Consider the following 12,834-nt stretch of genomic DNA (forward strand, 5'->3'; position numbering starts at 1 on the left):
GACGGCACCGACAACTTCGCGACCCGGTATCTGGTCAACGACGCCGCGGTGCTGGCGAAGAAGCCCTACGTATGGGGGTCGATCTACCGCTTTGAGGGCCAGGTCTCGGTGTGCTGGGAGGACGCGCCGGACGGACGCGGACTCAACTATCGCGACCTCTACCCCGAGCCCCCGCCGGCCGGCTCCGTCCCATCCTGCGCCGAGGGCGGCGTCCTGGGCATCGTCTGCGCCTCCGTGGCCTCGGTGATGAGCACCGAGGTGATCAAACTCATTACCGGGATCGGTGACTCTCTGCTGGGCCGGTTGATGATCTACGACGCGCTGGAGATGACGTACCGCACCATCGCGATCCGCCGCGACCCGTCGGACGCGTCGCGGCCGAAGATCACTGCGCTCGTCGACTACGAGCAGTTGTGTGGTGTGGTGCCCGAGTCCCCGGCGCACGACGACGCGACGGCCATCACCCCGCGGCAATTGCGCGAGTGGCTGGATTCCGGCAAGAAGCTGGCCCTGATCGACGTGCGCGAGCCGGTGGAGTTCGAGATCGTGCACATCGAAGGGGCCCAGCTGATTCCGCAGTCATCGATCAATTCCGGCGAGGGTCTGGCAAAGCTGCCGCACGACCGCCTGCCGGTGCTGTACTGCAAAACGGGGGTGCGCTCGGCCCAGACGCTCGCGGTGCTGCGCAAGGCCGGATTCGCCGATGCGGTGCATTTGCAGGGCGGGATCGTGGCATGGGCGCAGCAGATGCAACCCGACATGATCATGTACTGACTCAGAACGCCTGTTGGACTCGTTAGAGTTACCCGTGTGACAGTCGAGCCACCGCCGGATCATGTGCTGTCGGCGTTTGGCTTGGCCGGGGTAAAACCCGTCTATCTGGGTGCCAGCTGGGAGGGTGGCTTCCGGTGTGGCGAAGTGGTCTTGTCGCTGGTGGCCGACAACGCGCGCGCGGCTTGGTCCGCCCGGGTCCGCGAGACGCTGTTCGTCGACGGCGTTCGGCTCGCCCGGCCGGTCCGTTCGACCGACGGGCGCTATGTCATCTCCGGGTGGCGGGCGGATACCTTCGTGGCCGGGACGCCGGAGCCCCGCCATGACGAAGTCGTCTCGGCGGCGGTACGCCTGCACGAGGCGACGGGCAAACTGGACCGACCCCGCTTTCTGACCCAGGGGCCCGCTGCTCCGTGGGGCGACGTCGACATCTTCATCGCCGCCGATCGCGCGGCCTGGGAGGAACGGCCGTTGGCCTCGGTACCGCCGGGTGCGAGGGTAACCCCCCCGATAGCGGACGCCGAGCGATCGGTGGAGGTGCTCCACCAGCTCGCCACCTTGCGCAAGCCGACCAAGAGCCCCAGCCAGCTGGTCCACGGAGACCTCTACGGCACAGTGCTTTTCGTCGGCACAGCGGCGCCGGGAATCACCGACATCACCCCGTACTGGCGGCCCGCCTCGTGGGCGGCCGGCGTGGTCGTCATCGACGCGCTGTCTTGGGGAGAGGCCGACGACGGCCTGATCGAGCGCTGGAACGCCCTGCCGGAATGGCCGCAGATGTTGTTGCGGGCGTTGATGTTTCGCCTCGCGGTTCACGCGCTGCACCCGCGGTCCACCGCCGAGGCGTTCCCCGGCCTGGCGCGCACCGCGGCGCTGGTCCGGCTGGTGCTCTAGCGTCCGTCGACAAACTCGTGGCGGACCTGGTGCAGCGCGATTTTGCCGTCGGTCGCCAGCACGCCTTCGACGCGCAGCAACTCCAGCTGCCGGGTCGTCAGGTGACGTGCCGGGCGCCCGGAGGCGGTGATCACCCGGTGCCAGGGCAGGTCCGAGGAGTCGGTGCGCATGATCCAGCCGACGATGCGCGGGCTGGAAAGCCCTGCGACGGTGGCGATGTCGCCGTAAGTGGCGACCCGGCCGGACGGGATCGCGGCGACCAGTGCACGCACCCGCTCGACCTGCTCGTCGGTCACCGGTGCCACGGTCAGCGGGCTTCCAACAGCTCGCGGGTCAACGCGGCGACTTCGTCGGGCTTGGCGTAGGGCACCATGTGGTTGCAGTCGAAATCCAGCAGCCGGAAATCCGATCCCAATCGCTGCGCCAGGCCGTCGATCAGTTTGTCGGTGACATACGGCGGGGTAGTCCGCTTGGCTCGCACCAGGACGGTCGGGGTCTTCGCCGGCGGCAGCACGATGTCGCGGGCCAGCTCGCTCCAGTACGACATCATCGCCGGCAGGCTGAACCGCCAGCCGTAGCGGCCGCCGGGCAGTGTGATCAGATGCTCGTCGATCTCGACGTCCAGCAGGGCGGGTTCCACATCGGACCAGGAGCCGTGCACCTTCTCCATGCGCGCTTCCTCGGCGTCCGGATAGTCGGGCGACGACAACATCGCCTCGGCGATCTCGCGCATCCACCCGCCGTCCAACCCGACCGCCGGGTCGAGCAGCAACAGCCCCGCCACCTGGTCGGGGCGCGTCGCGGCCAGATGCATCGCCAGCCCGCCGCCGAACGAGTGACCCACGATCACCACGGACGTGTCGGGCTGCTCGTCGAGTACCGCGGCCAGCGCCGCGACGTTGGCGTCAATGGTCCACGGTGCGGCCCACGAGGACCGGCCGTGGCCAACCAGATCCGGTGCGGCGATGCCGATCCCGGGCAGTAAGCCGGACAGATGCCGCCAACGCTGTCCGTGGCCGGTCAATCCGTGCAACGCCAGGATCTGAACCGAACCGGGCGGGCCGTAGCGGTGCACATGCAACTTTGCGGTCACGCGTCGATGGTGCCAGCCGCCGTTGTCAGGAGCAGCGGGCGGTCCTCACCGGTCGTCATCCCGATCGTCCTCAGGGGAGACGATGTAGGCCTGCTCGATCACGTCGGCCTCGTTGGCATCTCGGTCACCGGCGGCCACGTAGTCGATGTCCAGACCGGTCTCGTCGTCGGAATCGGCGGGCCGCAGTTGTTCCACCGCGTCGCCTTCCGGCGCCTCGTCGATGGGAAAGCCACGTTCGTCGTCCTGCATGGTCTCCAACCCTCCTTCCGGTCTTCTTTCGCTCGCGCTCCAGGGTAGGTGCCGGCCGGGTGCGCTGATCCGCTTGATCTTGTCGACGACGCAACGGGAGCGCTCGTGGGCAGAATCAGGCGCGGCTGGGCACTTTCGAAGCAGAGCTGGGAGGTCCTGCAGGCCGCGTTCGTCGCGCGTTAGAGGATCTGTCGGACCCTCGTGATGTCATGCCGTCATGGCCTACACGTGGGATGCCGAAGCGCACACCGTCTTAGATCCCGGTGCGCGCGGTCAGCTGCGTATTCTCGGCGGGCCGGGCACCGGCAAGAGCAGCCTGCTGATCGACGCCGCGGTCGCCCAGATTGACGCCGGTGTCAACCCGGAATCGGTTCTGCTGCTTACCGGTTCCGGCCGGCTTGGGATGGCTGAGCGCAGCGCCTTGACGACGGCGTTGCTGCGCTCGCGAGCCACCGGCCCGGGCCGGGCCGCGGTCAGCGAGCCCCTGGTACGGACCGTGCACGGGTACGCGTACGCGGTTTTGCGACGCGCCGCCGAGCGCGCCGGCGAGGCGCCCCCGCGGCTTGTCACCAGTGCCGAGCAGGACGCCATCATCCGGGAACTGCTGGCCGGAGACCTCGAGGACGGACCGCGCGCCGCGACGGCGTGGCCGGCCCAGCTGCGGCCCGCGCTGAGCACCGCCGGCTTCGCGACCGAGCTTCGAAACCTGTTGGCGCGCTGCGCCGAACGCGGCGTGGATCCCCAGGAGTTGGAACGGCTGGGCCGTCGTTGCCGGCGGCCGGAATGGAGCGCCGCCGGCCAATTCGCACGCCAGTACGAGCAGGTGATGTTGCTGCGCGCGGCGGTGGGCACCGCCGCACCGGAGGCGACCACACCGGCGCTGGGCGCCGCCGAATTGGTCGGCGCCGCACTGGAAGCGTTCGCCGTCGATCCCGAGTTGCTGTCGGCCGAACGCGGCCGGATCCGCGTGTTGTTGATCGACGACGCCCAGCAGCTCGACCCGCAGGCGGCCCGCCTGGTTCAGGTGCTCGCGGCGGGCGCCGAGCTGGCGCTGATCGCCGGGGATCCCAACCAGGCGGTGTTCGGCTTCCGGGGCGGCGAACCCGCCGAGTTGCTCGGCGGCGACGCGCCCTCGGTGACACTGACGACGTCGCATCGCTGCGCTCCCGCCGTGGCGCGCGCGGTCAGCGGCATCGCCGGCCGGTTGCCCGGCGGCAGCGGCGGCCGGACGATCGAGGGCGCCGGGGCGGGGGAGGGATCGGTCGCAGTGCGTCTGGCGGCGTCGGCGCACGCCGAGGCGGCGACCATCGCCGACGCGCTGCGGCGCGCACACCTGATCGACGGCGTGCCCTGGTCGCAGATGGCGGTCATCGTCCGGTCGGTGCCGCGGGCCGGCGCGCGATTGCCGCGCGCACTGGCCGCCGCCGGAGTGCCGGTGGCCGCGCCCGCCGTGCCCGGGCCGCTGTGCGAGGAGCCGGCCGCGCGGGCCCTGCTCACCGTGCTGCTGGCCACCGCCGAGGGGCTGGACGGGCAGCAGGCGCTGGCGTTGCTGACCGGCCCCATCGGTCGTGTCGATCCGGTTTCGTTGCGCAGGCTGCGCCGAACACTTCAGCGCGCCAATCCCGGTCGCCCACCGGGAGATTTCGCGGACCTGTTGGTTGAGGCGCTGTCCGCTGACGCGACGCCGCCGGGGCCGCAATTCGCCCCGCTGCGCAAGGTCCGCGCGGTGCTGGACGCGGCCGTGCGCTCGCACCACGCCGGTGACGATCCCCGCTACACCCTGTGGGCCGCCTGGCGCCGGTCCGGGCTGCAGCGGCGCTGGCTGTCGGTGAGCGAGCGCGGCGGCCGCGCCGCGGCCCAGGCCACCCGGGACCTCGAGTCGGTGACCGCGTTGTTCGAGGTCACCGACGACTACGTGTCGCGCACCTCGGGTGCGTCGTTGCGTGGTCTGGTCGAGCACATCGCCTCGCTGGCGCTGCCGAGTGTCACCCCCGGGCCGGTCGCCGCGGCCGAGCAGGTCAGGGTGCTCAGCGCGCACGCCGCGCTGGGGCACGAATGGGATTTCGTGGTGATCGCCGGATTGCAGGATGGCTTGTGGCCCAACACCGTTCCGCGTGGCGGCGTGCTGGCCACCCAGCGGCTGCTGGACGTGCTGGACGGGGTCGGAGCGGATGCCTCGGTGCGGGCGCCGCTGCTGGCCGAGGAGCGCAGGCTGCTGGTGGCGGCGATGGGCCGGGCCCGGCGCCGGCTGCTGGTGACGGCCGTCGACAGCGACACCGGTGGGGCCGGTCTTCAGGCCGCGCTGCCGTCGGTGTTCTTTAGCGAGATCGCGCGGTGGGCCGACGACGACGCCGATACCGCCGGCGCCCAACCTGTCTCGGCGCCGCGGGTGTTGTCCGCGGCCGCGCTGGTGGGGCGGCTGCGCGGCGTCGTGTGCGCGCCAGACGGGGCGGTGGACGAACGCGCCCGCGACTGCGCGGCAACCCAATTGGCCCGGCTGGCCAAAGCCGGCGTACCCGGCGCCGACCCGGCGGGATGGCACGGCCTGACCCCGATCAGCACCAGCGAACCGCTGCGCGACAGCGGCGACGTGGTCACCTTGACGCCGTCGACCATGCAGACCCTCAACGACTGCCCGCTGCGCTGGCTCGCCGAGCGGCACGGCGGATCCGACCCGCGCGACGTGCGCTCGGCGATCGGGTCGGTGGTGCACGCCCTGATCGCCGAACCGAACCAGAGCGAATCGGAATTGCTGGCCGGGCTGGACCGCGCCTGGAAGCATCTGCCCGTTGCGGCGCAATGGCATTCGGCCAACGAGCTGGCCCGCCACCGCGCCATGCTGGAGGCGTTCATCGAGTGGCGGGCGCAGACGCGCGGCGCACTGACCGAGGTCGGCGTCGAGGTCGAGATCGAGGGAACGGTGGCGGCCACCGACGACGGCGGCGAGGTGAGGTTGCGAGGCCGGGTCGACCGGCTGGAGCGCGATGCCGCCGGGCGGCTGGTGATCGTCGACATCAAAACCGGCAAGACACCGGTCAGCAAGGACGATGCGCAACAACACGCCCAGTTGGCCATGTATCAGCTGGCGGTGGCCGAAGGATTGGTCGGCAACGGGACCGACAATGTCGAGCCCGGCGGCGCGCGGCTGGTGTACCTCGGCAAGACCGGGGCGTCCGGAGTGGCCGAACGCGAACAGGATCCGCTGACCGCCGCCGCCGGCGACGAATGGCGCGGGGTCATCGCGCGTGCGGCCGGCGCGACGGCCGGCCCGCAGTTCATCGCGCGGCGCAACGATGGCTGCACGCACTGCCCCGTCCGGCCGAACTGCCCGGCCTACGCCGACGGGTCGCAGCGGTGACCCCGCCGTGCTACAGCCCCGCCGAATTGGCCGGCGCGCTGGGGCTTTTCCCGCCCACCGACGAGCAGGCCGCCGTCATCGCCGCGCCGCCCGGACCGCTGGTGGTCATCGCCGGTGCCGGCGCCGGCAAAACCGAAACCATGGCCGCGCGGGTGGTGTGGCTGATCGCGAACGGCTATGCCGCACCCGGTGAGGTGCTCGGATTGACGTTCACCCGCAAGGCCGCCGGCCAGCTGCTGCGCCGGGTCCGGTCCCGACTGGGCCGGCTGGCCGGTGTCGGCCTGGGCGCGCCGAGCGCCGCCGGCGATACGGCCGTCGACACCGACGGCGCGCCGACGGTCAGCACCTACCACGCCTTCGCGGGCTCGTTACTGCGTGACTACGGGCTGTTGCTGCCCGTCGAGCCGGACACCCGGCTGCTCAGCGAAACCGAATTGTGGCAGCTGGCTTTCGACGTGGTGAACGGGTATCCCGGGGAATTGCGGACCGACAAGACGCCGGCGGCCGTCACCTCGATGGTGCTACGGCTGTGGGGACAACTCGCCGAACACCTGGTGGACACCGGCCAGCTGCGCGACACCCACGTGGAGTTGGAGCGGCTGATCCACTCCCTGCCCGCGGGTCCCTACCAACGGGATCGCGGTCCCAGCCAATGGCTGCTGCGGCTGCTGGCCACCCAGACCGAACGCGCCGAACTGGTGCCACTGCTCGACGCGCTCACCGACCGCATGCGCGCCGCGAAGGCGATGGACTTCGGGATGCAGATGGCCTCGGCGGCCAGGCTGGCGGCGACGTTCCCCCAAGTGGGCGAGGAGCTGCGTGGCCGCTACCGGGTGGTACTTCTCGACGAGTATCAGGACACCGGACACGCCCAACGCATCGCGCTCTCAGCACTATTCGGTGGGGGAGTCGACGACGGGCTGGCGCTCACCGCCGTCGGCGACCCCATTCAGTCGATCTACGGCTGGCGTGGCGCGTCGGCGACCAACCTGCCGCGGTTCACCACCGACTTCCCCCGATCCGACGGCGACCCCGCCCCGATCCTGGAGTTGCGCACCAGCTGGCGCAATCCGCCGCGAACCCTGCGGGTGGCCAACGCGGTCTCGGCGGAGGCGCGACGGCGATCGGTGGCCGTGCACGCGTTGCGCCCGCGCCCGGATGCCCCGCCCGGGACCGTCCGCTGCGCATTGCTGCCCGATGTGACGGCCGAGCGGGAGTGGATCGCCGACCATTTCGACGCGCAATACCGGCGGGCCCGCGACGACGGCGCCAGTCCGCCGACAGCCGCGGTGTTGGTGCGCCGCAACGCCGATGCCGCGCCCATCGCCGACGCGTTGCGCGCCCGCGGCATCCCCGTCGAGGTCGTCGGGCTGGCCGGGCTGCTGGCCATTCCGGAGGTCGCCGAGGTGGTGGCCATGCTGCGACTGGTCGCCGATCCGACGGCCGGCGCGGCGGCGATGCGGGTGCTCACCGGGTCACGCTGGCGCCTCGGTGCCCGCGACCTCGCGGCGCTGTGGCGGCGTGCGCGCGCGCTCGGCGGGGCTGTGGCGCCCGCCGAAGCGTCCTCGCCCGAGTCGATCGCGAGGGCGGCCGGCCCCGACGCCGACACCGTATGCCTGGCCGACGCGATCGCCGATCCCGGTACGGCCGGTGCGTATTCGGCTGCGGGGTATCAGCGCATCACCGCGCTGGCCGCCGAACTGGGTGCCCTGCGTGCCCACCTCGGCCACCCGCTGCCGGATTTGGTCGCCGAGGTGCGCCGTGTGCTGGGCATCGACTGCGAAGTCCGGGCCGCGGCGGCGGTCGGGGCCGGCTGGGCCGGTACCGAGCACCTGGATGCGTTCGCCGACGTCGTCACCGGTTACGCGGAACGCACCGACCCCGTGACCGCGCCGGCGGACGGATCGGCGTTTACGTCGGTGACCGGCCTGCTGGCGTTCCTGGACGTCGCCGAGACGGTAGAGAACGGCTTGGCGCCAGCGCCATTGACAGTTGCCCGCGACCGCGTCCAGGTGCTCACCGTGCACTCCGCGAAGGGGCTGGAATGGCAGGTCGTGGCGGTGGCCCACCTGTCCGGCGGCACCTTCCCGTCGACGGCGTCGAAGAGCAGCTGGCTCACCGACCCCGCCGAACTCCCGCCGCTGCTACGCGGCGATCGCGCGGCCGCGGGCGCGCTGGGCATCCCGGTGATGGACACCTCGGACGTCACCAACCGAAAGCAGCTGTCGGACAAGATCTCCGAGCATCGCCGCCAGCTCGAGCAGCGGCGCATCGACGAGGAGCGGCGGCTGTTGTATGTTGCCATCACGCGGGCCGAGGACACCCTGCTGGTGTCCGGGCACCACTGGGGGGCCACCGGCATCAAGCCGCGCGGCCCGTCGGACTTCCTATGCGAAATCAAGACCGTGATCGACGATTCGGCCGCGGCCGGCGACCCCTGCGGAACGGTGGAACACTGGGCGCCCCCACCTGCCGACGGTGAACGAAACCCGTTACGCGACAATGCCGTCGAAGCGGTATGGCCGCCCGACCCGTTGGTCCGGCGGCGCGTCGATGTCGAGCATGGCGCCGCGCTGGTGAGGCAGGCGCTGGTGGCCGAGACGACCGAGACGGGCGTCGATGTGGACGGCTGGGCCGCCGACGTCGACGTACTTCTGGCCGAGCGCGCCCGCTCGGTGCAGCCGGCGGCCCGCGCCCTGCCCGGCCAGTTGTCGGTCAGCTCCCTGGTCGGCCTGGCGCGCGACCCGGCGGGCACCGCGCAGCGGTTGATGCACCGGTTGCCGTCTCGACCGGAGCCACAGGCATTGCTGGGCAATGCCTTTCACGCATGGGTTCAGAAATTCTATTGCGCCGAGTGTCTGTTCGATCTAGGCGATCTGCCGGGCGCGGCGGATTCCGATGCCGGAGACGCCGCGGAATTGACCGCGCTGCAGGATGCATTCAGCGAATCACCCTGGGCCGCAAGGACTCCCGTAGCCGTGGAGGTACCATTCGAAATGCCGATCGGCGACACACTGGTACGCGGACGCATCGACGCCGTCTTCGCCGACCCCGACGACGGTGCCACCGTGGTGGACTGGAAGACCGGTGAACCGCCGCGCGGGCCGGAAGCGATGCGGCAAGCCGCCATCCAGCTCGCCGTGTACCGCTCGGCCTGGGCGGCGTTGGCCGGCGTTCCGGAATCCTCGGTGCGCACCGCTTTTTACTACGTGCGTGCCCGCACGACCGTGATCCCCGAGGAACTGCCGAGCGTCGCCGAGGTGGCGGGGTTGCTGATGGATCCCGACGGCGCCGGTCGCGTCCGGGTGTGACGTGCGCCGCCCGAGTACTGATGGAGCTGTGGCCGTGGTTACATAAGACCCGTGCGTGTCTCGTGCGCAGAAGGTAAGCCGATGACGGACCGCCGTGGGCAACGGTAGGTCCCGAAAGCTGAGCGGCCTGGACGAAGCCTTGACCGCTCAGCGCGGTCACCAGCTGATCGGCGTGGTGCGCATCCCCGAGGAGCATGCGAGTCCCATCCGCGTCATCACCCGCCGCCTGGCCATCGCACTGGTGGTGCTGTTCGCCGCCGCCGTCATCGTCTACCTGGACCGCGACGGTTACCGTGACGTGCGTAACGAACCGCTGACCTTCCTAGACTGCGTGTACTTCTCCGCGGTGTCCCTGTCGACCACCGGCTACGGCGACATCACGCCGTACACCGAAACCGCGCGTCTGGTGCACACCCTGATCTTCACCGCGATGCGCATCGCGTTTTTGGCCGTGTTGGTCGGCACCACGCTCGAAGTGCTCTCCGAGCGATCCCGCCACGGGTGGAAGATTCAGCGTTGGAGGAGCAGAGTGCGCAACCACACCATCGTGATCGGTTACGGAACCAAGGGGAAAACGGCGGTCGCCGCGATCCTCGGTGACGAGACCGTTCAGACAGAGGTCGTCGTCGTCGACACCGATCGCAGCACGCTCATGCACGCCGAAAGCGCGGGCCTGGTCACCCTGCATGGTGATGCCACCAAAGCCGACGTGCTGCGGCTGGCCGGCGCCCAGCATGCGGCGTCCATCATCGTCGCCACCAGCCGCGACGACACTGCGGTGCTCGTGACGCTGACGGCGCGCGAGATCGCCCCCCACGCCAAGATCGTCGCCTCGATCCGGGAGACCGAGAACCAGCACCTGCTGCAGCATTCGGGCGCGGACTCGGTGGTGGTGTCCTCGGCGACCGCCGGCCGGCTTCTCGGGTTGGCCACCACCACGCCCAGCGTCGTGGAGATGATCGAGGATCTGCTGACCCCCGACGTCGGGTTGGCCATCGCCGAGCGTGAAGTGGAGCAGACCGAAATCGGCGGATCGCCGCGGCACCTGCGCGACATCGTGCTCGGCGTGGTGCGCGACGGCCACCTACTGCGCATCGGCGCACCGGAAGTGGATGCCATCGAGGCCAATGACCGACTGCTCTACATCCGAAACGCCGACCATTGAGGCCGATCGCGGACTTTCAGCTGCGCAGCGTCCCGCTGCTGTCGCGGGTGGGTGCGGACCGCGCCGATCAGCTGCGCACCGACGTCGAGGCGGCCACCGCGGGCTGGGCGGATGCGGCGCTGCTGCGGGTGGATTCGCGCAATCAGGTGCTGGCCGCCAACGGCCGGGTGGTGCTCCGTGCCGCCGCTGAAGTGGGCGACAAGCCGCCGCCGGAGGCCGTGTTTCTGGGGCGCCTCGAGGACGGCCGTCACGTCTGGGGCGTCCGCGGCGCGCTGCAGGCTCCGGAAGATACCGACGCGCAGGCCGAGGTGGTGAACCTGCGCAGTCTCGGCCCGATCTTCGACGACACCAGCAGTCAGCTGGTGTCCGCGGCCGTCGCGCTGCTGAACTGGCACGAGAAGGCCCGTTTCAGCTCTGTGGACGGTTCGCCGACGAGACCGGCCCGCGCGGGCTGGTCACGCGTCAATCCGGTCACCGGTCACGAGGAGTTCCCGCGGATCGACCCCGCGGTGATCTGTCTGGTCCACGACGGCGATGACCGCGCGGTGCTGGCCCGCCAGGCGGTGTGGCCGGAGCGGATGTTCTCGCTGCTGGCCGGTTTCGTCGAGGCCGGCGAGTCTTTCGAGGTGTGCGTCGCCCGGGAGATCCGCGAGGAGATCGGCCTGAGCGTCCGCGACGTGCGGTACCTGGGCAGTCAGCCGTGGCCGTTCCCGCGCTCGCTGATGGTCGGCTTCCACGCCGTCGGCGACCCGGCCGAAGAATTCTCGTTCAATGACGGCGAGATCGCCGAGGCGGCCTGGTTCACGCGCGATGAGGTGCGCTCCGCGCTGGCGGCGGGGGATTGGTCCAGCTCGTCGGGGTCGAATCTGCTACTGCCCGGGTCGATTTCGATCGCCCGCGTGATCATCGAATCCTGGGCCGCGATCGACTGACCGGGCGCTTAGTTGCCGGCATCGGCCAGCTTCGCCTTCACCTGGGCTGCGGTCGGATTGGTCAGCGTCGACCCGTCGGCGAACTTCACCGTCGGAACCGTCCGGTTGCCGCCGTTGACCGAGCTGACGAAATCAGCCGCCGTCGCGTCGTGTTCGATGTCGACCGCCTCGTACGGAATTCCGTTGGACTTCAGCACCGTCATGAGGCGATGGCAGTAACCGCACCAGGAAGTCGTGTAGACGGTGAGCGGGGCAGAGGTCATAGCTGGTTAACGTAGCCCGGCTACGAGGCATTCCACGCTGGGGGTAACGCTCAGGCGCGAAGCGGGATGCCGGGATACGCGGTGGGATCCGCCGACTCACCGGGCGACACGCCAGTTTCGCCGATTAAGGCGTGGCGATGCACCGGGTTTGTCGGCGACCGCTGCCAAGATGGACGCCATGCCGACGGTCGCCGATCCATTGACAGCCGGGCTGGACGACGAGCAGCGCGAGGCCGTGCTGGCTCCCCGCGGCCCGGTCTGCGTGCTGGCCGGCGCGGGAACGGGAAAGACCCGCACCATCACGCACCGGATCGCCCAGCTGGTCGCCACCGGTCACGTCGCGGCCGGGCAGGTGCTGGCCGTCACGTTCACCCAGCGTGCGGCGGGGGAGATGCGCTCGAGGTTGCGGACGATCGACGCCGCCGCGGGCGCGGAAACCTCCGTCGGCGCGGTCTCGGCCCTGACGTTCCACGCGGCCGCCCACCGGCAGCTGCGGTATTTCTGGCCGCGGGTGGTCGGCGACACCGGGTGGCAGCTGCTGGACAGCAAGTTCGCCGTCGTCGCCCGGGCGGCCGGCCGCGCCCGGATCAACGCCAGCACCGACGACGTGCGCGACCTGGCCGGCGAGATCGAGTGGGCCAAAGCGTCGTTGATCGGGCCGGAGCAATACCCGGCCGCGGTGGCCGACGCCGCGCGCGACATCCCGCTGGACGCCGCCCGGGTCGCCACCGTTTACGCCGCCTACGAGGCGCTCAAGGCCCGCGACGACAACGTCGCCCTGCTCGATTTCGACGACCT

At 70.5% G+C, this 12,834-nt stretch carries 11 protein-coding genes; 7 read left to right on the plus strand and 4 right to left on the minus strand.

Annotated features, from left to right (window positions below; translation table 11 throughout):
* Both VFW69_RS18695 and VFW69_RS18700 read left to right on the plus strand, forming a co-directional pair.
* Positions 1-774, plus strand: a 774-nt coding sequence (locus VFW69_RS18695; protein WP_526503315.1) for a ThiF family adenylyltransferase, incomplete at its 5' end; no start/stop codon positions are given.
* A 36-nt stretch (positions 775-810) separates the two neighbouring features.
* Positions 811-1,665: a TIGR02569 family protein gene (locus VFW69_RS18700; protein WP_526503317.1), complete on the plus strand. Its 855-nt coding sequence runs from the start codon at positions 811-813 to the stop codon at positions 1,663-1,665.
* On the opposite strand, the gene VFW69_RS18705 is transcribed toward VFW69_RS18700, so the two are convergent.
* From VFW69_RS18705 to VFW69_RS18715, 3 genes are read right to left on the minus strand one after another with little or no spacing between them, the layout of a single operon-like run.
* Positions 1,662-1,970, minus strand: coding sequence for an MGMT family protein (locus tag VFW69_RS18705; RefSeq protein ID WP_526503319.1), 309 nt, complete (start codon positions 1,968-1,970; stop codon positions 1,662-1,664). The two genes, VFW69_RS18700 and VFW69_RS18705, sit on opposite strands and share 4 nt — an antisense overlap.
* A gap of 2 nt (positions 1,971-1,972) precedes the next feature.
* Positions 1,973-2,758 (minus strand): alpha/beta fold hydrolase, encoded by a 786-nt coding sequence (locus tag VFW69_RS18710; RefSeq protein ID WP_526503321.1) that lies wholly within the window; start codon positions 2,756-2,758, stop codon positions 1,973-1,975.
* A gap of 45 nt (positions 2,759-2,803) precedes the next feature.
* Complete coding sequence (locus tag VFW69_RS18715; protein ID WP_526503323.1) at positions 2,804-3,007, minus strand: Rv3202a family protein; 204 nt, start codon at positions 3,005-3,007, stop codon at positions 2,804-2,806.
* A gap of 217 nt (positions 3,008-3,224) precedes the next feature.
* Between VFW69_RS18715 and VFW69_RS18720 the strand changes: the two genes are divergently transcribed.
* From VFW69_RS18720 to nudC, 4 genes are all read left to right on the plus strand, one after another.
* Complete coding sequence (locus VFW69_RS18720) at positions 3,225-6,365, plus strand: PD-(D/E)XK nuclease family protein (protein WP_526503325.1); 3,141 nt, start codon at positions 3,225-3,227, stop codon at positions 6,363-6,365.
* Complete coding sequence (locus tag VFW69_RS18725) at positions 6,362-9,676, plus strand: ATP-dependent helicase (RefSeq protein WP_526503327.1); 3,315 nt, start codon at positions 6,362-6,364, stop codon at positions 9,674-9,676. The genes VFW69_RS18720 and VFW69_RS18725 overlap by 4 nt, the downstream gene beginning before the upstream one ends.
* A gap of 94 nt (positions 9,677-9,770) precedes the next feature.
* Positions 9,771-10,841, plus strand: a complete 1,071-nt coding sequence (locus tag VFW69_RS18730) for a potassium channel family protein (RefSeq protein WP_526503329.1) — start codon at positions 9,771-9,773, stop codon at positions 10,839-10,841.
* On the plus strand, positions 10,838-11,773 hold the full coding sequence (gene nudC, locus VFW69_RS18735; protein WP_526503331.1) for an NAD(+) diphosphatase: 936 nt from the start codon (positions 10,838-10,840) through the stop codon (positions 11,771-11,773). The genes VFW69_RS18730 and nudC overlap by 4 nt, the downstream gene beginning before the upstream one ends.
* Positions 11,774-11,781: 8 nt before the next feature.
* Here the strand turns inward: nudC and mrx1 are convergent, their stop codons facing one another.
* The gene (mrx1, locus tag VFW69_RS18740) at positions 11,782-12,036 is read right to left on the minus strand and encodes a mycoredoxin Mrx1 (RefSeq protein ID WP_526503333.1); all 255 of its coding nucleotides are present in this window, start codon (positions 12,034-12,036) and stop codon (positions 11,782-11,784) included.
* Positions 12,037-12,214: 178 nt separating this feature from the next.
* On the opposite strand from mrx1, the gene VFW69_RS18745 reads away from it, so the two are divergent.
* On the plus strand, positions 12,215-12,834 hold a 620-nt coding region (locus VFW69_RS18745), incomplete at its 3' end, for a UvrD-helicase domain-containing protein (protein WP_526503335.1).

It is taken from the genome of Mycobacterium sp. (genome assembly GCF_036273375.1).
Lineage (GTDB): Bacteria > Actinomycetota > Actinomycetes > Mycobacteriales > Mycobacteriaceae > Mycobacterium.

What these genes read in the sequence shown, in the direction of transcription:
- VFW69_RS18720 (WP_526503325.1), top strand. Translation starts at nt 3,225, where the DNA reads ATGGCCTACACGTGGGATGCCGAAGCGCACACCGTCTTAGATCCCGGT.
- mrx1 (WP_526503333.1), bottom strand. Translation starts at nt 12,036, where the DNA reads ATGACCTCTGCCCCGCTCACCGTCTACACGACTTCCTGGTGCGGTTAC.
- VFW69_RS18715 (WP_526503323.1), bottom strand. Translation starts at nt 3,007, where the DNA reads ATGCAGGACGACGAACGTGGCTTTCCCATCGACGAGGCGCCGGAAGGC.